The organism is Phocaeicola oris (genome assembly GCF_021295095.1).
Lineage (GTDB): Bacteria > Bacteroidota > Bacteroidia > Bacteroidales > Bacteroidaceae > Phocaeicola > Phocaeicola oris.
Genome location: NZ_JAJLQX010000005.1, coordinates 1 through 23,004, shown reverse-complemented (window position 1 = coordinate 23,004; position 23,004 = coordinate 1). Strand labels below are relative to the sequence as shown.

At 39.5% G+C, this 23,004-nt stretch carries 20 protein-coding genes and 1 pseudogene; 4 read left to right on the top strand and 17 right to left on the bottom strand.

What is annotated here, in order from left to right; all coding sequences use genetic code 11:
• Entirely contained in the window at nucleotides 1-660 is a 660-nt protein-coding gene (locus tag LO761_RS03935; RefSeq protein WP_272817028.1) for a ribonuclease H family protein, read from the top strand.
• 40 nt (nucleotides 661-700) lie between these two features.
• On the opposite strand, the gene LO761_RS03930 is transcribed toward LO761_RS03935, so the two are convergent.
• The 10 genes from LO761_RS03930 to LO761_RS03885 form a co-directional block, all read right to left on the bottom strand.
• The gene (locus tag LO761_RS03930; RefSeq protein WP_272817027.1) at nucleotides 701-1,210 is read right to left on the bottom strand and encodes a GNAT family N-acetyltransferase; all 510 of its coding nucleotides are present in this window, start codon (nucleotides 1,208-1,210) and stop codon (nucleotides 701-703) included.
• The gene (locus LO761_RS03925; protein ID WP_272817026.1) at nucleotides 1,203-1,874 is read right to left on the bottom strand and encodes a bifunctional 4-hydroxy-2-oxoglutarate aldolase/2-dehydro-3-deoxy-phosphogluconate aldolase; all 672 of its coding nucleotides are present in this window, start codon (nucleotides 1,872-1,874) and stop codon (nucleotides 1,203-1,205) included. The genes LO761_RS03930 and LO761_RS03925 overlap by 8 nt, the downstream gene beginning before the upstream one ends.
• Nucleotides 1,875-1,881: 7 nt before the next feature.
• Nucleotides 1,882-2,904 (bottom strand): sugar kinase, encoded by a 1,023-nt coding sequence (locus tag LO761_RS03920; protein WP_272817025.1) that lies wholly within the window; start codon nucleotides 2,902-2,904, stop codon nucleotides 1,882-1,884.
• Nucleotides 2,905-2,915: 11 nt separating this feature from the next.
• On the bottom strand, nucleotides 2,916-3,728 hold the full coding sequence (locus LO761_RS03915; RefSeq protein WP_272817024.1) for an SDR family oxidoreductase: 813 nt from the start codon (nucleotides 3,726-3,728) through the stop codon (nucleotides 2,916-2,918).
• 25 nt (nucleotides 3,729-3,753) lie between these two features.
• Nucleotides 3,754-4,953: a mannonate dehydratase gene (uxuA, locus tag LO761_RS03910; protein ID WP_272817023.1), complete on the bottom strand. Its 1,200-nt coding sequence runs from the start codon at nucleotides 4,951-4,953 to the stop codon at nucleotides 3,754-3,756.
• Between the two features lie 14 nt (nucleotides 4,954-4,967).
• The gene (gene uxaC, locus LO761_RS03905) at nucleotides 4,968-6,359 is read right to left on the bottom strand and encodes a glucuronate isomerase (RefSeq protein WP_407951543.1); all 1,392 of its coding nucleotides are present in this window, start codon (nucleotides 6,357-6,359) and stop codon (nucleotides 4,968-4,970) included.
• 20 nt (nucleotides 6,360-6,379) lie between these two features.
• Complete coding sequence (locus LO761_RS03900) at nucleotides 6,380-7,828, bottom strand: MFS transporter (protein ID WP_272817022.1); 1,449 nt, start codon at nucleotides 7,826-7,828, stop codon at nucleotides 6,380-6,382.
• A gap of 78 nt (nucleotides 7,829-7,906) precedes the next feature.
• Entirely contained in the window at nucleotides 7,907-9,223 is a 1,317-nt protein-coding gene (xylA, locus tag LO761_RS03895) for a xylose isomerase (RefSeq protein WP_272817021.1), read from the bottom strand.
• A gap of 58 nt (nucleotides 9,224-9,281) precedes the next feature.
• Nucleotides 9,282-10,763 carry a xylulokinase gene (locus LO761_RS03890; RefSeq protein WP_272817020.1) on the bottom strand — a complete coding sequence of 494 codons (1,482 nt, stop codon included), beginning with the start codon at nucleotides 10,761-10,763 and terminating at the stop codon, nucleotides 9,282-9,284.
• A gap of 111 nt (nucleotides 10,764-10,874) precedes the next feature.
• The gene (locus LO761_RS03885) at nucleotides 10,875-11,552 is read right to left on the bottom strand and encodes a M15 family metallopeptidase (protein WP_272817019.1); all 678 of its coding nucleotides are present in this window, start codon (nucleotides 11,550-11,552) and stop codon (nucleotides 10,875-10,877) included.
• A gap of 491 nt (nucleotides 11,553-12,043) precedes the next feature.
• Between LO761_RS03885 and LO761_RS03880 the strand changes: the two genes are divergently transcribed.
• Nucleotides 12,044-12,283 (top strand): hypothetical protein, encoded by a 240-nt coding sequence (locus LO761_RS03880; RefSeq protein WP_272817018.1) that lies wholly within the window; start codon nucleotides 12,044-12,046, stop codon nucleotides 12,281-12,283.
• Entirely contained in the window at nucleotides 12,280-12,570 is a 291-nt protein-coding gene (locus tag LO761_RS03875; protein WP_272817017.1) for an FAD-dependent oxidoreductase, read from the top strand. The genes LO761_RS03880 and LO761_RS03875 overlap by 4 nt, the downstream gene beginning before the upstream one ends.
• Before the next feature lie 148 nt (nucleotides 12,571-12,718).
• On the opposite strand, the gene LO761_RS03870 is transcribed toward LO761_RS03875, so the two are convergent.
• The 5 genes from LO761_RS03870 to LO761_RS03850 form a co-directional block, all read right to left on the bottom strand.
• The gene (locus LO761_RS03870; protein ID WP_272817016.1) at nucleotides 12,719-14,110 is read right to left on the bottom strand and encodes a Gfo/Idh/MocA family protein; all 1,392 of its coding nucleotides are present in this window, start codon (nucleotides 14,108-14,110) and stop codon (nucleotides 12,719-12,721) included.
• A 95-nt stretch (nucleotides 14,111-14,205) separates the two neighbouring features.
• Nucleotides 14,206-15,321 (bottom strand): serine hydrolase domain-containing protein, encoded by a 1,116-nt coding sequence (locus LO761_RS03865; RefSeq protein ID WP_272817015.1) that lies wholly within the window; start codon nucleotides 15,319-15,321, stop codon nucleotides 14,206-14,208.
• Between the two features lie 40 nt (nucleotides 15,322-15,361).
• Nucleotides 15,362-15,523: a hypothetical protein gene (locus LO761_RS03860; RefSeq protein ID WP_272817014.1), complete on the bottom strand. Its 162-nt coding sequence runs from the start codon at nucleotides 15,521-15,523 to the stop codon at nucleotides 15,362-15,364.
• 129 nt (nucleotides 15,524-15,652) lie between these two features.
• Nucleotides 15,653-16,960 carry a Gfo/Idh/MocA family protein gene (locus tag LO761_RS03855; RefSeq protein WP_272817013.1) on the bottom strand — a complete coding sequence of 436 codons (1,308 nt, stop codon included), beginning with the start codon at nucleotides 16,958-16,960 and terminating at the stop codon, nucleotides 15,653-15,655.
• A gap of 92 nt (nucleotides 16,961-17,052) precedes the next feature.
• Nucleotides 17,053-17,874, bottom strand: a complete 822-nt coding sequence (locus LO761_RS03850; protein WP_272817012.1) for an FAD:protein FMN transferase — start codon at nucleotides 17,872-17,874, stop codon at nucleotides 17,053-17,055.
• A gap of 537 nt (nucleotides 17,875-18,411) precedes the next feature.
• Between LO761_RS03850 and LO761_RS03845 the strand changes: the two genes are divergently transcribed.
• Nucleotides 18,412-18,864 (top strand): PaaI family thioesterase, encoded by a 453-nt coding sequence (locus LO761_RS03845; protein ID WP_272817011.1) that lies wholly within the window; start codon nucleotides 18,412-18,414, stop codon nucleotides 18,862-18,864.
• 59 nt (nucleotides 18,865-18,923) lie between these two features.
• Here the strand turns inward: LO761_RS03845 and LO761_RS03840 are convergent, their stop codons facing one another.
• Both LO761_RS03840 and LO761_RS03835 read right to left on the bottom strand, forming a co-directional pair.
• Nucleotides 18,924-20,885 (bottom strand): alpha-L-arabinofuranosidase C-terminal domain-containing protein, encoded by a 1,962-nt coding sequence (locus tag LO761_RS03840; protein WP_272817010.1) that lies wholly within the window; start codon nucleotides 20,883-20,885, stop codon nucleotides 18,924-18,926.
• Nucleotides 20,882-22,867 (bottom strand): annotated as a pseudogene (locus tag LO761_RS03835) (FAD-binding and (Fe-S)-binding domain-containing protein); the annotation flags it as partial. The pseudogene LO761_RS03835 and the gene LO761_RS03840, both read right to left, overlap by 4 nt.
• Between the last annotated feature and the right edge of the window lie 137 nt (nucleotides 22,868-23,004).

The window sequence follows — 23,004 nt, the reverse complement described above, 5'->3', positions numbered from 1 at the left end:
ATGGCGAGGAAACAAAAATATTATGTTGTTTGGAAGGGGGTTAGTTCAGGGATATATGATTCGTGGACAGATTGCCAACTCCAAGTAAAAGGCTATAAAGGCGCGCTTTATCAATCTTTTAATTCAAAGGAGGAGGCGGAGCGCGCTTTTTCTATTCCCGCGGCGGTTTATTTAAAAGAACAAGCCGCGAAACGAGCAGCAAAAGGAAAGCGAATAGTTCCAACATCGAAAGAGCTATCCAAACGTTTGCCTAAAGATTTTAATTTTAATAGCTTAGCCGTGGATGCAGCATGCAGTGGCAATCCCGGACAAATGGAGTATCGGGGAGTGTATTTAGGGTCTGAACGGGAGATTTTTCATTTCGGTCCGATATTCGGAACAAATAATATAGGAGAGTTTCTTGCTATTGTTCACGGATTGGCATTATTGAAGCAAAAGAATCTGGATATGCCCATTTATTCCGATAGTCGGAATGCGCTACTTTGGGTGAAGAACAAGAAATGCAAAACAAAATTAGCGCGGAACGCAAAGACAGAGAAGTTGTTCCAACTTATAGAACGAGCAGAAAACTGGCTGAATGATAATGAATATACCACACAACTTCTGAAATGGGAGACTAATAAGTGGGGCGAGATTCCTGCCGACTTTGGAAGGAAATGATTTCTTTTATCAGCTTTGTTTATGTTTTTAATACCATATATCATTTAGTAAGTTGGAACGCTATTCTTTGCGTTCCATTATGAGTATAGATAATACCACACCGCTTAAATCCATTTCTTATCAAAACATGTTGCATTACCTTATTGTCTTCATGTGTATCAATTCGGATATTCGGGATTATTTTCAGGCACCAGTCTATACACCTATCAGTCATTCTTTTTATTGTTCCATCCGAAGCAATGCGGTGAATAGTGCCATAGGGTAAGTCATTTAGCCATTGTCCGTTTTCTATCACCGTATAGGTTGGGTCTTTTCCGATAATGAAGCAGAAGGTACAGACTATTTTGTGTGCCTCGTTTAGACAAACGAAACAGTGCTCGGCATTGATTTCTTCTTTTACCAGAATCTCTGATGGATAGCCATCAACCCACTGATGAGAATTACCTGTTTCGACCATGTACTGCCGAGCATGTTCAAAAAGCGGCATGATAGAAGACAAATCTTCTATGGTCGCTTTTCGTATGATGATAGATGGGAGTATTTTACGCATTCTTAGCTTTCGCGATATAATCTAATGCTTCTTTGCATTTGTCGGTAATGGCTTGCCAATTACCGGCTTGAATGGTATCTTCTTGAAAGAGTTTTGAACCCATCCCGACACAGAAAGCTCCCGCTTTAATCCAGCTACTCAGATTTTCTTGGGTCGGTTCAACACCTCCCGTCACCATGATTTTACTCCATGGCAGAGGAGCCATTAAATCTTTTACAAATCGAGGACTGTATATATCTCCGGGGAAGACCTTTGTCAGATCGCAACCTATTTCTTGGGCGAAACCGATTTCGGAAACCGTTCCGCATCCCGGAGCGTATGGAATTAGTCTTCGGTTACATACTTTAGCTACTTCCGAGTTCAGTAAAGGACCGACCACAAAGCATGCCCCTTGCTGTATATATAAGGATGCTGTTGCCGAGTCGACAACCGTTCCTACTCCCAAAGCTAAATCCGGACATTCTTTCCAAGCAAACTTCATGACTTCAGCAAAAACTTCGTGCGCAAAATCTCCACGATTAGTAAATTCAAAAGCTCGAACTCCACCGTCATAGCAAGCTTTTACCACCTTCTTTGCTATTTTAGGATCGTCATGATAAAAGACGGGAACCATTCCTGTAGAACCCATTTTGTTCAATACAGATATTTTATCAAACTTTGCCATATATTTTTTAACGTTGAACGCGACCGCTAACATTACCTTCTGCCAAAGCTTCTACTTCTTCAGCTGAAACCATATTAAAGTCGCCATTGATAGTATGTTTTAATGCAGAAGCAGCCACTGCGAATTCCAGAGCCTCATCCATTGGTTTCTTTGTTAGAAAGCCATGAATAATACCACCTGAAAAAGAATCTCCTCCACCTACTCTATCTATAATAGGTTCAATGTCATATCGTTTAGAGATATAGAAATCTTTACCGTCATAAATCATCGCCTTCCAACCGTTATGGCTGGCAGAAAAAGACTCTCTAAGAGTAGAGATGACATATTTAAAGCCAAACTCTTTCTGCATGGTTGTAAATATGCCTTTATATCCTTCGGCATCGGTTTGTCCTTTCATGACATCCGCTTGAGGCTTAAAGCCAAGACATAGCTGGGCATCTTCTTCATTACCAATACAGACATCTACATATTTCATTAACGGGCGCATAATGGTTTGCGCTTTTTCGCTTGTCCATAATTTCTTGCGGAAATTTAAGTCAACGGAGATAGTTACATGATGACGTTTGGCCGCTTCGCAAGCTAAACGAGTCAATTCTGCAGCATTATCTGATATTGCAGGAGTTATACCCGACCAATGAAACCAGTTTGCTCCTTCCATTATCTTATCAAAATCAAAATCAGAGGGGGTTGCTTCTGCTATAGCGGAATGTGTCCGATCATAGATAACTTTGCTTGGTCGCATGGCAGCTCCTGATTCTAAGTAATAAATACCTAATCGTTCTCCACCTCGAGCAATAAAATCGGTATGAACCCCAAAACGTCTCAGATGATTCAGAGCGGCTTGACCTATTTCATTCTTAGGAAGTTTTGAAATAAAATAAGTATCATGCCCGTAATTGGCACAACTTACGGCAACGTTTGCCTCTCCGCCACCATACGTTACGTTAAATGTATTAGCTTGGACAAAACGTGTATAGCCCGGAGTAGACAATCGAAGCATGATTTCACCTAAAGTAATTATTTTACTCATGTCATAAGAATTTAAAGAGAAAATGCATTGAAACCTCCATCAACAGGAACAACAATTCCGGATACAAATTTAGCGGCATCACTAATTAAATAATGTATAGTGCCACAGAGTTCTTCAGGTTCTCCCATTCTGCCAAATGGTGTTTGGCGAATAACATCTTGCCCTCTTGGGGTTAACGTGCCATCCGGATTTGTCAGTAATGCACGGTTTTGATTGGTAATAAAGAATCCGGGGGCAATGGCATTAACACGGATTCCATCACCAAATTTCTTTGCGCATTCAGCAGCTAAGTAGGCTGTAAAGTTCGATATGCCTGCTTTAGCTGCCGCATAGCCGCAGACACGCGTCAAAGGACGGAATGCAGCCATAGAAGAGAAGTTGACAATGCAACCTTTCTTTTGTTTTACCATTGGCCTTAAGAATGCTTGGGAAGGAATTACTGTTCCGGTTAAATTTAAGTTTAAGACTTTTTGAAAATCTTCCGGGTTCAAATCGAAGATTGTCTGATCGGGGGCAATGGTAGCACCTTTCAAGTTTCCGCCGGCAGCATTTAAAAGAGCATCAACTTGACCATATTTAGCAATGATATCATCAACATTCTTTTCTACGACGTCAGTATTTAAAACGTCAGTTAATAAGAAATCTGCTTTTCCACCTGTATCTTCAATCGCTTTCACTCTTTTTATTCCTTCTTCAGGAACACGGTCGAGCATGATGACAGTTGCTCCATTCTCTGCGAGATATTTACCTATGGTAGTACCTAAAATTCCACACCCACCGGTAATAGCCACAACTTTGTCTGTAATATTAAATAAATTGTTCATAAGTTTATATGTTTTATACTTTTGATTAATCATAAAAACCGGATTGTTTATATTCAAGTCCTAATTCCCTATCAACGGTTGCAAGGATGCCTTGTACCTGTCCCATCGCGAACATTCTTCCTAAGAAACTGTAACCGGCATTATATCCTCTTTCTGTATCACCTAACATAGTCATACCATGGTCGACACGCATAGGCAGATTGGGATTTGTTTTTTCAAATATCCGAGCTAATTCAATGATATCTGCTCGACCACCTAAATGAGATGCTTCCGTGAAATCTCCGTTAGGGAAGATATGGCAGGAGCGAAGATGAACGAAATGGGTTCTTGAAGCATATTTTCTTGCCAGATCAACCACATTATTTTGAACACTGGCAGAAAGACTGCCTGCGCAAAATGTTAATCCATTATGTGGATCATCAACAGCATGGAGGAACCAGCTAATATCTTCATCGTTTGTAACGATACGTGGCAGGCCCAAGATTTGAAAAGGAGGATCATCAGGATGCATGCACATGTACATATCATATTCGTTACAAGTTGGCATAATGGCTGCGAGGAAGTAGCACATGTTTTCACGTAATTGCTCTTTTGTACTTCCTTTATATAAGTTTAATAATTGACGGAATAATTCAACAGGATGTTGATCATCTTCTTTAATATTGCCACTGACAAATCCCTGGGTCTTAACAATGATGTTCTCAACTAACTTGTGGTCGTCTGCAGGAGTCATTGTATTTTTTAATCTTTCTACTTCTTCTAAGATTTCTTTATTCCAGCTCTTTTCTGCGTCTTTACGTTTTAGAATACATATATCGAAGTATGCAAATGCTGCATGACTGAAATATAGATTGGTTGTCCCATTTGGATTTGGGTGAGCTAAATCTGTGCGAGCCCAGTCAAGTACCGGCATGAAATTGTAGCATATAGTATGAATACCTTCTTGTGACAAGTTTTTCAGACTGATTTTATAATTTTCTATCAGCTGATCTCTGTCAGGTCCGGCATATTTGATGCTCTCGCATACCGGAAGGCTTTCAACCACGCTCCAGCGCATGCCATAACTCTCTATATAAGTTTTTAAGTCATGTATCTTTTCTTTAGTCCAAATGTTTCCATTGGGGATGTCGTGTAAGGCAGTTACGATTCCTTGCACGCCTATTTCTTTTAACATGGCAAGTGTTATTTTATCCTTCTTGCCAAACCATCTCCATGTTCTTTCCATTGTCTATTTGGGTATTAGAAATTAAAATAATTTTTAGCATTATTATAGCTGATATCTTCAACCATTTGATAAACTCGTGGCATTTCACTCTCCGGTATTAATCCGTTCTCGATGTCATTTCCTAATAAATTACATAAGACTCGGCGAAAATACTCGTGTCGAGGATACGATAAGAATGAGCGTGAATCTGTTAACATGCCGACGAATCGGCTTAATAGACCTAATAGCGACAAATCGTTCATTTGTTTTTCCATTCCATCTATTTGATCATTGAACCACCATCCTGATCCAAATTGAATCTTACCAGGGAATGAACCATCTTGGAAGTTACCTAACATAGTAGCAACTACGGCATTATCTGTAGGATTTAAGTTGTAAAGGATTGTTTTTGTCAACCTGCTTTCAGTATTCAATGTGTCCAAGAAACGAGCCATGCTTTGTGAACAATTATATGACAAAATCGAATCGTATCCTGTATCCGGTCCGAGTGCATTGAACATGATGGTATTGTTGTTACGCTGCGCGCCATAGTGGAATTGTTGTACCCATCCTTTCTCGGCATTCATTCGAGCAAAGTCGAGCAATAAAGACGTTTGTAACTTTTCTATTTCTTCGCTATTTAATGCTTTGCCATCCAATATTCTTTGGAATAATTGGTTAGTTTCTGCAGTAGAACATATTGCCCATGGGAAATAGTTGATTCCATGGTCAGCTAATTTGCAACCTTGTAAAGCAAAGTATTCTTGCCGCTTGCGTAGTGCTTCAATCAGATCGTTATAAGTAGAGATATTAACTCCGCTCACTTTTGAAAGTCGTTCAATATAAGCACGATAGCTTTTGCTATTTCCTACTGCCATAGCCTTATCTGGACGCCAGGTTGGTAATACTTTTATTTCAAATCCACTGGCTTTAATTGCTTTATGATATTCCAGCGTATCAGCAGGGTCGTCAGTTGTACAGACTATTTCTACATGATAATGGCGCATTAATCCTCTTGCGCTGAATTCTTTAGTTGCTAATTTTTCATTACATGCATCGTAAATTTCTTTGGCAGAAATAGGATTAAGAGGTTTGGAAATGCCGAAAGCTGTTTTTAATTCCAAATGAGTCCAATGATAAAGAGGATTTCTTAAAGTGTATGGAACGGTTTCCGCCCATTTTTCAAATTTCTCCCAATCACTTGCATCACCTGTGATATATTTTTCATCTATGCCGTTTGTTCGTTCTGCTCTCCACTTATAATGATCGCCACCTAACCAAAGCTCAGTTATGGAACGGAATCGGTAGTCTTCAGCTATCATTTTGGGTTCGAGATGGCAATGATAATCTATAATGGGCATGTTTTTGGCATGTTCATGATAAAGAATTCTTGCTGTTTCTGTTTGAAGGAGAAAATTCTCATCCATAAAAGGTTTTATTCTACTCATTATATTTCTACTAATTTATATTTTGGTACTAAAAGTTTCATTACTGTCCAACCAACTAAATACGCCACTGCACAGACACAAAAGATGATGAAATAGCCGGCTGGTTTGCCTTCAAATCCCATAAAAGAAAGATTGATTTCTGAAGAATAATCAAATAGACGACCTGCTACTTGCTGAAAAATGAAAGAACTGATTCCGGCGGCCATACCGCAAATCCCTGTAATAGTTGCTGAGGCATGCTTGGGAAACATATCTGTACCTACTGTATACATGTTAGCTGACCATGATTGGTGAGCTGCGCAGCCCATGCCGATGCAGATGACGGTTAACCAAGGGGAGAATTCTCCGAGTGGCTGAGCTAATAAAACGAGTAGAGGAATAAATGCGTATATTAGCATTGCTCGCATACGGCATGAATACGGGTCTTTACCTGTTCTATCCATGAAATATCCCGGCAATTTACCTCCTATGATGGATAACATGGATATAAGATAAAGAGTAAAAATTAGAGCTATACCGAGAGGCTCTGATGTTTTGATCCCAAACTGGGTATTTAAATAAGAAGGAGTCCAGAAAAGGAAGAACCACCAGACACCATCGGTAAGAAATCTGCCCATGACAAAAGCCCAAGTCTGACGGTATTTGAAGAAGTGAAGGATGGATACTTTTTTGTTGGATGTCTTTTGTTGTACTTCTTTGACAAATACAGCATCTCTTTGTTTGTCTTGCTCAATATATTTTAATTCTGCAGCATTGACAAGATTGTTTTCATTCGGTTTCTTGTATACAAATATCCAGATAAACATCCAAATGAAACCTAATGCACCGATAATGATGAATGCCATCTCCCAACCAAATTCTGCAGCCAGTACGGGAACAGTTAACGGAGCCACTAATGCTCCAATAGAGGAACCGGAATTGAAAATCGCAGTTGCAAATGCTCGGTCTTTTTTAGGGAAATATTCTGCCGTGGCTTTAATGGCAGAGGGGAAGTTACCACCTTCGCCAATCGCTAATACGCATCGGGCAAAAATAAATGCGTAAGTGCTAAATGTAGCAATTATAACGGCCATATCACCTGTTGCTTGAACAAGTTCTAAACGATTGGTTGCTCCTACATAGGTTTCAGTAGCAATGCCACAAAGAGCATGGATACAAGCACCTAACGACCAGACCGCAATGGAGATGGCATACGCTTTTTTTGTGCCTAACTTGTCGACGACTCTTCCTGCAAATAATTGTGTAAATGCATAAACCAAGGCGAATATTGAGGTGATATTTCCGTAATCAGTATCTCGCCAATGAAATTCAGGTTTAATAAATTCATCCCATGTCAAAGATAAAACTTGGCGATCAAGATAGTTCACTGTTGTTGCAAAGAAAAGCATGACGCAGATTATCCAACGATAATTAGTCATCTTTTCTTCATTTTGTCTCAAGGGTTCCATGTTTTATGATATAGATTTAATTTCATCATCTACTCCTTTCGTCGAAGAAAGAAGCTGATGATGAAGGATGTTCATTTGTTAGCAATACAAACTTACGATACGTTCGTAGAGTTCTTGTTGCGCACTTATTTGTTTGGGCTCTCCATGTTGTTTGGCGTATTCAACTAATTCATCCATAGTGAGCTTACCATCTTCAAATTGCCTGCCTATTCCTTTATCAAACGAAGCATAACGTTTTTCAAGCATCTCTTTTATGGGCGAATTCTCTAACAGGTCGGCTGCATTTTCTAATGCTCGTGCCATAGCATCCATTCCACAGATGTGAGCGATAAAAATATCTTCCGGATCAGTTGAGTTACGGCGTAGCTTCGCATCGAAGTTACTTCCTCCATTGCCTAATCCTCCGTTACGTATAATTTGCATCATTGCCTGAATGAGGTCGAAATTGTCGATGGGGAACTGGTCTGTATCCCAGCCGTTTTGATAATCTCCACGGTTGGCGTCAATAGACCCTAACATTCCATTGTCAACTGCTACAGCCAACTCATGTTCAAATGTATGACCGGCTAAAGTAGCATGATTAACTTCTATATTAACTTTGAAGTCTTTGTCCAATCCATGGGTTTTTAAGAAGCCAATAACAGTTTCGGTATCAACGTCATACTGATGTTTTGTCGGCTCCATTGGCTTTGGCTCAATCAAGAATATGCCTTTAAATCCATGAGCTCTTCCATAGTCACGAGCCATACGAAGCATTTGTGCCAAATGTTCTTTCTCACGTTTTTGATCCGTATTTAATATAGAAGAATAGCCTTCACGACCTCCCCAGAATACGTAGTTGGTTCCACCTAATTTAATGGTGGCGTCAATCGCATTTTTAATTTGAACAGCTGCACGTGCTACAACATCAAAATCCGGATTGGTAGCAGCACCGTTCATGTATCGTTTATGGCTGAAGACATTGGCTGTCCCCCAGAGTAATTTGATGTTGGTGCTTTTCATCTTCTCTAATGCATAGTCGGTGATAGCTTTCATATTGGCTTCATATTCTTCAATGTCATCTGAAGGATCAATTAAGTCTACATCATGGAAGCAGAAATATTCAATGCCTAACTTCTCCATGATCTCGAATCCGGCATCCATTTTGTCTTTTGCCCGATCAAGTGCATTTTTCTTTTTATCCCATTCGTAAGTACGAGTCTGACCTCCAAATTGGTCTCCACTTGCCTGACCGAGTGTATGCCACCATGCCATCGCAAACTTAAGCCATTCTTTCATGGGTTTACCTATAATCTCTTTGTTAGCGTCATAATAATGGAACGCCATGGGATTCTTACTTCTATTGCCTTCGAATTGAATCTTGCCGATTGTAGGGAAATATTCTTTTCTTTCCATAATTTTATATATTTTAGTTATCAATTTCTATTATGTTCTTGCTTTTAATTTTGTATCATTAGGACATGTTTAAATGTCTTTTCCAAAGAGTATATGCTTCTTCATATTTGGGCTGGTCGGAAAGATTAGGTTTTATGACCGCTATTCTTTCGAGCGTAGCAAAAGCCTCTTCATGGTTTTTATAAATACCGGCTCCTATGCCTGCGCCTTTGGCTGCTCCTACCGAACCGTCTGTGTTATATAATTCGATAGTTGCTCCGGTTATACCGGCCAATGCATCACGAAAAACAGGACTTAAGAACATGTTGGCATTACCTGCATGTATCTTATTGATGTTCATACCCATTTGTCTCATAATATCTATTCCGTAACGGAAAGAAAAAACAATCCCTTCCTGTGCTGCTCGCATCAAATGTGCTTTTTTGTGTATATTAAAATTCAGTCCATGAATGGAGCATGCTATCTCTTTGTTCTCTAACATTCTTTCGGTACCGTTCCCGAAAGGTAGTATGGATAACCCTTCCGAGCCGATAGGAATCTTTGCAGCTTCATCATTCATTTCATTATACGATACTTCCTCTGAGGCAATATTGTGTTTTATCCATGAATTCAGGATACCTGTACCATTGATACAGAGGAGTACGCCCAAACGAGTTTGGCCGGTACCGTAGTTAACGTGCGCGAAAGTATTTATTCTCGATTTAGGATCATAATTGATAGCACCGAGTACTCCATATACTACTCCCGATGTTCCTGCTGTTGAGGCAATCTCTCCGGGATTAAATACATTAAGTGATAATGCATTGTTGGGTTGATCACCCGCACGATATGTGATAGGAATCCCTTCTCTTATTCCGAGTTCTTTCGCTGCGTCTTTGCTTACTTTGCCTTGTTCGCCGAACGTGGGGCGGATAGAAGGGAGTATTTCTGGATTGAACTCATAGTAATCTAAAAGGAACTTAGCTATACGATTCTCTTTGAAATCCCAGAACATTCCTTCTGAAAGACCTTCTATCGTAGTACATACCTCATTGGTCAACTTCATTCCTATGTAGTCGCCGGGCAACATGATTTTGTCTATTTTATCAAAAATTCTCGGTTCATTCTTTTTCACCCATGCTAATTTTGAAGCGGTGAAATTGCCGGGAGAATTAAGTAAATGATTTAGGCATCGTTCTTTTCCTAAAGTTTGAAATGCTTTTTCTCCGTAAGAGACTGCACGCGAATCACACCAGATAATAGATGGACGAAGGATGTTGCGATGCTGATCTATACAAACTAAACCGTGCATTTGATAGGATATGCCTATTGCGTCAATCTCATCACCCTTTACGTTGCTGTTGTTAAGTACCGATTGTGTGGCCGATTTTAAGTAACTCCACCAAGTTTCAGGGTCTTGTTCTGCCCAACCCGGTTGTGGCGCTTTAATAGGTGCTTCCTGTTTGGGATAGAATTCAGAAGCGACACATATACCTGTTTCTTCATGGACAAGACTTGCTTTGACCGATGAGCTACCTACATCATAGCCTAATAAATACATATCTTTCGTGATAATAGATTCTTATTAGGCAAATATACTTAAGTTTGTTGATAATAAGAAATGAAGTTAATTATAATTTGAGCGTATAATACAAATTTCGACAGCTAAAGTTTAAGGAATAGGTTTGTAGTATTTTTTAGCGACTGGTCGGGTTACTCTGTTGAAGTGCCACCATTCCGTTCTGAGCGGACGGAATCCGGCTTCGGTCATTACCCGACGTAGTAACTCACGATTCTTTTTTGCTTGACCGGTAATTTTTCCTTGTTGTACTAAAGATGCCTCCTTATCGATATGCGCAACGGAACCCATATAGTCCACTTTCGTTCCCATTGGAATGGAATCCCCCTTTTCATTGAGAATACTTACATCAACAGCTAATCCGTAATTATGCATTCCTCCACCATTCTTTGGGTTTGAAACATAAGGAGATTTCTTTGTTCCTTTCACCGTATTCCACATAACTTGTTGGATATGCATCGGGCGAGAAGCATCGTATACTACTAATCGATAGCCGGGATGATATTTCTTTAGCAGCTTTTGAGCCTGTAACAGACTTTTCATCGCATACGGATGCAAATATGCTTCATGTAAATCGGTGTACAGCACCTTTCCGGTGAAATTATCGGAGCGGGCATACATAAGTCGGATGGCGATAGTACTGTCCTTATCTGCGATGTTTTGGAAGCCAAGCTTCTCCATCTGCAATGCTGTTTGACTTTTATTTCGCTTTTGGGATGAACCAACATTGATGGTGAAGAGCGCAATGATTATAATGAGGTATCTAAACATATTTTTCTATTTGCGATCAAAAGTAAAAAAGATTTTTCTTATTCTCAAAAGTTATACTATTGAAAACGAGTTCGACGAGTTCAAACAGTATGCAACTACTGAACTGTCTATGAGGATGTGTGAAGTGATATATATGAGTTGCTAAAGTGATGCGGACGAGTTGGTTGATTCATGCGGACGAGTTGATCGGTTCATGCGGATGAGTTGATCGATTCATACGCATGAGTTATACGGTTCATGCGTATCACTTTCTCTACTCTCTTTACGATAACTTTAATTAGCCTGACAAGATAAAGAAGATACTGTTTAAATCTGCTGCAAGGCCGTTTTATCTAAGGATTAAGTTCGGCATGACCTTTCTTTTTTATTTTATAAGAAATACGATAAGTCTTGAAAAATCATCATAGTGTGGATTTTTATTATAAAATGTTATGTTATTAATTGTTTGTATTTGAATTATTTTTATTTTTGAATATGATAAAAAATAAGAGATGAAAAGACGTAAATTTCTTTCTAATGTGATTATGATGGGAGGAGCATTCCCGTTGATCAGTTTTGACTTGAAGAAGAATTCTTCGAGTGGGCAGTCGCAGCTTGTTCTTGACGATAATGATTTTGTTACTGAGCCGGCAAAAAGGATTAAAGTAATTGCAAAGGCTGATGTGATAGTTGTTGGTGGCGGACCTGCAGGAGTCGCTGCTTCTATTGCCGCGGCTCGTGGTGTACGATGAAGTATAACAATAAGAAAGTATTCCCGGGCGAACGCCCTTTCTGGCATATTCCGTATCGTTCTCTTATTCCAAGACATATTGATAATTTAATTGTTGGAGGGCGTTGTTTCTGTTTTGAACGTGAGCTTGGTGAGGATGCACGCATTATCGGTACGTGCTTAGTAACCGGTCAGGGAGCCGGTGCCGGTGCAGCTATCGCGGTTAAGGATGGTGTTCGGCCGCGAGACATTGATCCGGAGAAATTGCATAAGTTACTTATTGAGCAGAAAGTTTGGTTTGGCGAATAGTTCACATCATGGCAAGAACCATGCCAATAATGACATTCTATATCTGATGCCGTACTCAATTGCTATTTTTTTTATGGAGTTTCATCTTTCATGAATAGAAAAATCCCAAGACTCTTTTTTGAGCCTTGGGATTTCTTTAAATAGCTGATTAAAGATTGTTTCTTGTTTCCAGATAAGGGAGTTTGTATGGACGACGGTACTCGTAGTAGTACAGTCGATGATGAGCAGCTTCCTTATCACCCTCGAAGCTTAATAGTGCCGGATTCCATTTAACAGGGCGATTTAATTCTCGAGCAATATTGAACAGACAGCAAAGGGTATTTGTACTTGTACCATATTCAACCGGTGCGATAGGATCGACATGAGCACGGACTGCGTCAATGAAGTTCTGCATGTGTGGAGAACTAATTTCGTATTGACCTTTGCCAACCTTCTTTTCTTCTTTAGCTAAGAGAGAAGGATCTGAGCACTCAATATAGCCACGAGCAACTTTCAGCCAACCCTTATCGCCAATGAATTGAATACCCTTATCGTCCGGTTTATCCTCGCGGAAAGGTTGGTCGGTCATAACTACGCCGTTAGCGTAAAGCATGGTTGGGTGTTCGTGTCCATCATATCCTTTAGGAATGAATTCAATAGGACCTGAACCATCCATGCCAAGCGCTGCTTGTGCAATATCGTACATGTGAGCACCCCAATCGGCAGGATAACCATTACCTGTTTCCTGATACCAACGCCATGCGCCCCACAGTTTCTCTCTCTCTTCCGGATCAAGAGAAATAGGAGGACAAAGATCGGGATGATAATGAATCTTCGGATCGTTTAACGGACCTAACCATTGATTGAAGTTTAAGTTTGCCGGAACAGGCATTTCCGGTAAGTCTAATGGTTTGGGAGGATCGCCTACACGTACGTATACCTTATCAATGTGCCCGATAGCTTTTTCGCGAACTAACTTAATAGCCTGTTGGAATTCAGCACTTGAGCGTTGCTGACTGCCCATCTGTAGAATGCGGTCGTTAGCGCGAACAGCTTTCTGAACAGCCAAACCTTCAGTAATAGTATAAGCCAGAGGTTTTTGACAATAGACATCTTTACCTGCTTCGCAAGCATGAATAGCTATCAGCGCATGCCAATGGTCAGGAGTAGCAACTTCGATAGCATCAATATCTTTACGCTCCAGAAGATCTTCGTAGAACTCGTACATGTCGCATCGCTCGTTCTGGTTAGTCTTCTGTTGCCATGCAGCAACATGACGGCGGAAACGTTCGCGTTTCATAGAGTCAACATCGCAGCAAGCTGCAACTTGAATGCCGGGGCAGGCAGAGAAACTCCGGAAGTCATAACATCCTTGCTGGCCTAAACCAATGAAACCCATTACAACTCGATCACTCGGAGCAATTTTTTCTCCTGTTGCTGTTTTCCAACTTGGAAGGATAGTCAAACTGGCCAATCCTAATGCCGAAAGAGAAAGGAAATCTCTGCGAGATAGATCACCTTTGAATCGGTTTTGTTTTTTAATTTCTTTTACGTTTTCCATGGTTCTCTAAATTAAATTAGGTTTTTCATTTTCCAAAGATAGAAAATATTTTTTTGATTATTCGCGAAATGTAATATTTTTATCATACCTGAAAGTTATAGTACAGGGAGAATATAATCCCAAATCATATTGAGTTCTTTCTGCATGTCGTTTACGTTAGCGGTAACTACGATAACTGCGTCTTTCTTTGGGAGGACAATGATGTACTGTCCGAGCATACCATCAGCACGGAATGCATCATGGCGACATTGCCACATCTGATATCCATAGCCTCGAAACCAATCGCTGTTTTCTTGAATTCGGCTGTTTTTATCTATTTCGTCTTGCCTTGTTCCGGCAGGACAAGATTTTACTTGATTACCGCTCATGGCTTTGATATATTTCTTGGAGAGAATGCGCTCGCCGTTCCATTTTCCTTTTTGTAATAGCAGTTGCCCTACCTTAGCCATATCTTCTGTCTTTAAATATAGACCAAAGCCACCACAGTTAATGCCTTCCGGACTAAGTTCCCACTTAGGCTTTTCTATTCCTAACGGAAGGAACAGACGAGGAGCCAGATAATCGAGAATGGTCATACCGGTAACTTTCTGAACAATAGCAGAAAGCATATATGTGCCCAACGTATTATAACAGAAGAACGTACCCGGCTTATGTTTCACAGGATATGCAAGGAAATGTTTTTTCCATTGAGTTATTTCTGATTTGCCGTTAAGAATACTACCTGTTGGGTCGGTGTCATGTCCGCAGCTCATCGTAAGCAAATCGCGAACGGTAATCTCTTTTAAATATTCACTCGGATTCTCAGGAAGATCCTCAGGAAAGAAAGAAACCAGTTTATCCTTCAAATTGAGTTTCCCTTCGTCAATAGCCATTCCAACAGCAATAGAAGTAAAAGTTTTACTTACCGACCAGAGTACATGTGGTTTATTGGGACTGCCTTCGCTCATCCATTTCTCATACATCACGTTACCTTTCTTAAGTACCATGATGCTATGAATGTCCATGCCATCCATATTCTTAACTGCTTTGAGATACTCTTCCATGGCATGGGAGAATTTCTCACTCGGCTGTTTGCGTGGCAAACTGATGGTGACTTCTTCTTTTGGTTTCTTTTTTGTTTTTTGATCTTTCGTATTCGTCTGATTCTTGCATCCGGCAAAAAGCATTAATAGGATGCATCCCATCAAACTCAACTTGAATTTAACTGTCATGTGCTATTCTTTTTAAGGTTTTAACTTGAATTTAATTGGCTCAAAGATACAAATATTTTCTTCTTTTATAAATGCGATTTACTTTTTCTTCTTGAGCAGATAGCGAATGCCAAAGAAGATTAAACGGAATGCGAGGAAAATGAAATAAAACAGAAAGCTGAGTGCCAAGACCCAGAAAATCTGTGTAAACAATTCTTTCCATTCTGTTTTATAATATATGATGGAGAATATGTTCAATCCGAAAGCAAGGGCAAGACAGACAAACCATATAAAAAGCTCTGTTCTTTGTCTTTTAACTGTTAATCTTATATTTATATCTTTCACCTTTTCATTATTTAATGTGATTATATGGGATTTTGTATTCTTGTGGGAACTCTATTATCTGCCGCTGTTCCATTGCCTGATTACCCAATAATGCCAGTATTCCTGAATAATATGCTTCTTCAACCAACATCGGCATCGATTTGCCGGTAATAACTGCATTGCAATAGGCTTCGACTAATTCTTTTGATCCATCATCGACATCGGCACCTGTAGTATTTGAACCATCATGGACTTGTAAATGTTTCATAATAGGTTCTCCCTTAGTATTGGATGCTGTTTCCGGTACCCAACTTGGTCCGGCAAAAGAGACATTATCAAACACTTTATGCTCTATCTGATTGATGAGTTGCTGAATTCCGGGGGCAGGCGCAGGTTCTTCCTTGTAAAGCAAGCCCTTTGCCAATTCTATTGTTCCTTTATGTCCGAGTATTTCTTCATCCATTCCATAACGTTTGTTCGAGATGATAGATTCGAATGTCATTCGTTTCCCGTTCGGATAATGATAGATAACACTTACGCTGTCAGGGACTTCACGCCCGTCTTTCCAGAAGATGATGTCTCCGAATCCACAAATATAATCAGGCAGAGTTTTATAAATCCAGGTTCCTAATTGCAATTGATGGGCTGCTAACTCGGTCATTAGTCCACCGGAAGATTCTTTATATAATCGCCAGTTGATGAGTTTCTCCAGCGAAGGCTCAGGAACAGGGCGTCGCCAATCATTGTTCCGATACCAGAAATTACGGATATCCACCACTTCACCTATTTCACCTCTATTAATGATGTCGATAGCTTTCAGATACTTTTTATCGAATAGTCGCTGCAGCCCGATATAAAGAACTTTCCCCGATTCTTTATACGTATCGTATATTTCCTTGCATTCGTCGATGGTGCGTGCCATGGCTTTTTCGCAGAATGCGTGTTTACCTGCATGGAGTGCGGCTAAAGTGATGGGCGCATGCATATTTAAAGGAGTAGCTATCAAGACGCCTTCCACATTCGGGTCGTTAATAGCGTCTATATAATTCTTATATTGTTTTGCTTTCGGATATGCTTTTGCGGCATCATCAAGATGAGGCTGATAAATGTCACAAATAGCAACAACATCGGCTTGTGGAATTTGCAGAAGGTGATTGATATGATACATACCTCTTGATCCTGTTCCAATGATTGCTATTTTAGCTTTACCTCCTTTAGCTTCTTCCGAAAGTTTCTTTGCGAATGCGCTGAACAGGGGCAAAGATGATAAGACAACTCCTCCACTAATTCCTACATCCCTCAGGAATTCTCTTCTGGATAACTTCTGAGTGTTCATGGTCTCCTGTTATGTTTTTATTCGATAATTATTTTTATTAGATTGCAAAAATACAAAAGTACTATCATTAAAACACCGATAATTAATTATTTTTATAAGTTGTATTTCCAATACTTGTCAATATGGTAATTTGAAAGAACTTTTTCTTCCATTTCAAGAGGGAGTACCATCAGCGTAGTGGAAATTATTTCAGCTTCAATGGGACTTACTGCTCTGACAGTTACTAATTTACGTTGTTCATTATATGCTCCGGTGTGTGGATTGATGATATGCTTTTTATGTGATGGCATATTGCCCGAAGTGGACATTGTACTGTTGTTCAGTTCCACTACACCGATTTGTTTTTTTGAATTAAACGGGTTACTGATTCCTATCGGCCAACAATTTCCGTATGGATGTGTTCCTAATCCCAGAACAGAACTGTTGCCGAAATTTATTAAAGAGGAAGAAAACCCGTTATCAATGAGTATTTTCCGAATTTTATCCAGTGCATACCCTTTTCCAAATGCCCCCAAGTCTATCTCCATGTTCTCTTTCATAAAGCTGATAGCCTTATGTTCATCATCAAAAATCAGGCTGTTAAAGTGTCCTATAGTTATATCAAAATAACCTTCTGTTAATTTGTGGTGATGTTGGCATTCTTTCAATATGTCCCACAGTTCATCGCTTATTTTTTGAGGATCGGAAAAGGCACGATGATTGATAAAAAAAAGCTCACTATTCTCATCAAATTTATTGAATATCTTAGACAAGCGTATGATTTCTTGTTCTATAGAATTCCAGCAAATAATAGATTTGTTTTTATCCTTACCTAAAAGAATAGCATCCAAGCGAGTTCCCATGACATTCATTAACAATCCGTAAAACAGTTGGGACGACTCGTGGTAATCGGAGTAAGAAAAGATAGTATTCATATTTGTTTCACGTAATTTAAACAAAGTTAAGCATATATGCGTATAATTCAAATGATATAGTCTAAATCCTGCGAAATAAAATAGTAATCGTATGAGCTGTTTATCATTACTTCTTTTTAAACGAATATATACCTTTTGGCAAACCAATCAATATCGACCGACATTTCGATATATATGAATGTGAAAACTGATGCGTATGAGTTGCTAAAATGATCCGCATGAGTTGTTCAGTTCATGCGTATGAGTTGCTCGGTTCATGCGTATGAGTTGGGCAGTTTATACGTATTGACTTTTCACAATCTTTTGATAACAAATTTGCGGCACCCTGTCAACGAATAATTATTGACAGGATGTTACATATATTTCATCGAATTCATGTTGGAATATGATTATATGAATATGTTTTTAGATAAATTAACAATGTCCTCAGGTATTGATATGGATTGTGGGAATAACGGACAAATGAACACAAAAGTAATCTTATAGTCTGGTGATGATTGAATCTTTTTGTAACTTGCGCAATAAAAAAGGTTTGAGATGAAAAAGATTAGGAATCCTTGGTTACACAAAGAAGGTTATAAATGTTTTGGCTGTTCTCCGGATAATCCGATGGGATTGAAGATGGAGTTTAATGAAGACGGAGAGAATGTAGTCTGTATTTGGCATTCTTCGGAATATTATCAGGGTTGGATTAATACCTTGCATGGAGGTATAGAAAGTACTTTGCTTGATGAGTGCTGTGGTTGGGTAGTAACTCATAAATTAAAAACGACAGGGGTGACGAGTCAGTTGAATGTTCGTTTTCTAAAACCGATTTCTACGTTAGAACCACAGCTTATTATTCGGGCACATTTGGTAGAGATGAAAAGGAATCTTGCCTTTATTGATGCTGAGATAATCAATGGTAAAGGCGAGGTCTGTACGACAGCTCAGTCTATCTATTATACTTATCCGCACGATAAAGCTATTGAGATGGGGTGGGAAGATTAAAAGGAACGTAAGTACACAAAGAATGAAGAATGTCTTTATGTACTTACGTTTGTAGCCAACTACTTTTTGAACTTATAGATAGCAAAAGTTTGTGCTTTTATTGTGGTATTCAATATATTATTCTCTATGCTGATAGGGCTCTCTTTCGGAGTTACGGCATCTGGAGTTTCTAAGGAGTTATCTATATCCGGATTGTCGGAATGGAATGTAATGACTTTGCCATTGCTTAACTGTGCTTTCTTTAAACCATTGAAGCTGATTGTCAGCTGTTGAGGTTTATTCGACGTGTTAACTACTTTTACGATATAATGATGTTCATTGCTATCCCAAACAGCAGAAGCAAATAATCCGTCTTGTCCTTCCTGGCCGCTAACCGGTTTTTTGTTCATCGTCAACGGAACCATATTTGTCCCTTTATTCAGGCTGTACAACTGTTGAACATAATAGCTGCACGATTTGACCGTATTCAGATTATCAAACCAAATAAGATCGGGACGCCACTGCCAGCCCTCAACATGAGCGAACAGCGGAGCATACGTAGCCATGTGGACGACGTCGGCATTACGTTCTAAATTTGTCATGAACGCAGCTTCTAATAAAGAGGCATGGAAGTGATTGAATTTTTTCCCTGTCCCATGGCAGGCATACTCTCCGGCAAATACTTTCGGACCTTTACGATCGTAATTATCATAACGGTTTCCTTGAGAAAGAAACCATTTTTCCGGACGATAGAAGTGTTCATCAACCAAGTCTGCGCCTAATTTACGCATTTGTGGCCATAGATATTCAAAGTCTTCGCCTTCAGAACCTGGACCTGAACTTCCTATAATTTTAATCTCCGGATAGGATTTACGAACAGCTTCGATAAAAGGTTTAAGGTGTTCCGGATAAATTTTCCCCCATTGTTCATTCCCGATTCCTAAATATTTTAGATTGAAAGGAGCTTCGTGCCCCATCTCTGCACGAAATCTACCCCACTTTGTATTGGTATCCCCGTTGGCAAACTCAATTAAGTCGAGTGCATCTTGAATAAACGGTTGAATTTGATTTATAGTTGGTTGTGCACTCTCTTCATTTTGATATTGGCAGATAAGCCCGACATTTAAAATAGGAAGTGGAGCAGCGCCGATGTCTTCTGCTAACTGAAAGAATTCAAAGAATCCAAGTCCGTAACTTTGGAAATAATCAGGGAAGAAACGATGTGGAAAAGTGTAATGCCAGCGATTCTCATTTAATGGACGATTTTCAACTTGCCCGATTGTATTTTTCCACTGATAGCGAGTATTGAAGTCTGTGCCTTCAACAATGCAACCTCCCGGGAATCTGAGAACTCCCGGATGCATATCATATAAGACCTGAACTAAATCTTTGCGCAATCCATTCTTTCTGTTTTTCCATGTATCAACAGGGAAAAGAGAAATATGTTCCAAATCGAGCGTACTTTCTCGGCTTAACATAAAGATTCTCAAATGAGCTTTTGGCTCTGTGGCAGGAGAGTGAAGGATAACTTCGTATTGCTTCCACTCTGTGGTATTGATTTCCAACTCTTGTTGAACCACTACTTGACTTTCTTCCATAGAGTTGTTTTTAATCAGTTCAACGCGAATTTTCTGGTTCTCTCCACGAGCCCAGACAGAGAAACGATAATCGTTATCTTTCTTTATTCCAATGCCGAAGAAGCCTTCATTCTCTACACCGGTCCATTTTTCACGATGTCCAGGATTGCCAAGGCGAATGTAATGTGGATTACGTTCAAACGGACCGTCATCCATTAGTTTTACATTTCCATAGGTTACCCAACCCATAAAGTTCTGTGGGAATTCAAAAGAGCGGTTCTTTACTAATTCGGCATACATACCACCATCAGCCGCATAATTAATGTCTTCAAAGAAGAGCCCATACATGGTAGATTGGATTGGTCCGTTTATCTTATTGGCTTGTACCACAAGATTGTGATTTTGCGATTGGGCGGTTAAGTCTACAGATAGCATTAAGGTTAAAAAAGGTTGGAAAATCTTCATGATATATTATTTTTATTTTTAGTTTTAGTACATTCATCTACAAGATAAGCTATAGATATATAAGGTATTCCGGAATGAGTAGTTAAGCCTATCTCACAAGTCCGACTGTTTGAATAGCCTATTTTAATTTTTTCTTTTTCAATTTGTGGACGGAGCTTTCGAAGAGCGTATGCATTGAGTTCCGGATGTGTAAAACCTTTATCTCCGGCGAATGCGCAGCAACCGACTCCCTCGGGGATAAGAACTTTTGTTGAGCAAAGTTTTGCCAGATTGATAAGCATATCGGCTAATCCCATTTCACGAGTTGAGCAAGTAATATGAATAGCTACCGGTCGGTTGGTCTGGGTGAATTCCAATTTATCTTTTAAATAGACATAAATGAATTCTACCGGTTCATATAGTTTCATTTTTGTAATCTTCTTACGCATACGGTGCAAGCATGGACTTTGATCGCACAGTATCGGATACTTGCCATGTTCACTGGCCGTCCAAAGAGCATCTTCCAATTCTTTAGTCTTGCGGTCGGCTATGTCCGGCATACCTTTGCTCTCCCAAATGGTTCCGCAACATAAATTTTGCATTCCTTTTGGATAAACAACTTCGTATCCGCCTTTTTCCAATAAGGTGACCATCTTATTAATAAGAGGTTCTTTTACAGGGGAGTTTTTAGCTAATCCCATTGTCTGATTAATACAACTTGGGAAATATACTACTTTATTTGGTTCTGTTTTTGAAACAGGGATTTCTTTTTTATAATAGGCTTTCGGCATGGCAGAAGTCCAAAGGGGAATACCTATTAAATGATGCATTCCTTTGGTAATATCTGTCATGGTTTTCGTCCCGATGACAGTATGTCCGAAATTGGCCAACGAAAGAATCGGGCGTAGTGCTCCTTTTATTTCGGATAGATGAACTCCAAAATAATTACCTATCTTATATCCGAAACTATTCTTTGGCAGATGCTGTTCTCGAATCAGGTGTGTTAGGTCGCCTACATTAATGCCCATTGGACAAGACATAGAGCATAGACCGTCTCCTGCACAAGTCTGATTGCCCGAGTAATCAAATTGTTTCTCCAGTAGCGTAACTCGGTCCGGATTCTCCCCACTTTGTTTTAACCGAGAAATTTCTCTTTGAATAACAATTCGTTGACGAGATGATAGGGTAAATCCGCATGATACACAGTTGACTTCACAGAATCCGCATTCGATGCAACGATTTACTTTTGATACAGGATTATCTTGTGGAAGTGGAATAAGTGGTAACGGTTTGAAGTTTTTGACATAACACTTCGGATCGTCATTGAATATGACTCCGGGATTCAACAAGTTATTCGGATCGAACAAATGTTTTACTTCTTTCATTATCTCGAATGCGTCATCTCCCCATTCATAACGAACAAAAGGAGCCATATTACGTCCAGTTCCATGTTCTGCTTTCAAAGAGCCATCGTACTTGTCGACCACTAACGTTTTTACTTCTGTCATTAGCTTTTCATAGCGGTTAACCTCATCTTCCGATTCAAAAGACTGATTGATAATGAAATGATAGTTCCCTTCTAAGGAATGTCCATAGATACATGCATCATCATAGCCATGTCGGGTGAGTAGTTGCTGTAAGTCGGCTGTTGCGTTCGGTAAATCTTCTATATGAAATGCTACATCCTCTATCAAACAGGTTGTTCCCGGCTTGCGAGTCCCTCCAACGGCAGGGAAGATGCCCGAACGGATAGCCCAAAACTTGGAGTATTCTTCCGGTTTATCGGTGAAATGAACAGGTATATAGGTCTCGTGGTTTTGTAACACCTTTTGAATGGCAGAGATATTTCGCTGTAGTTCTTCTACAGAACTTGCTCTTGTCTCTGTAAGGATTGCTGTTAAACCTTCTGTTGTCTTATTGTCGTTATCTTTTTTATATTCTAAATAAATAGGATCGCTAACCGAAGCTAACGATTTCCAATCCAAAAGTTCGGCTGCCTTTACAGGAAAAGGAGGCGTAATGGACATTTGGTAGGCTGAAACCTCTCAAATGTCCTTTATTCATTACCTTTGCAGCATTTGAAAGCTTATGAATAAAAAAACTGTATATTCTGTAACAGTTCAAATGTTAAAAAGAATGG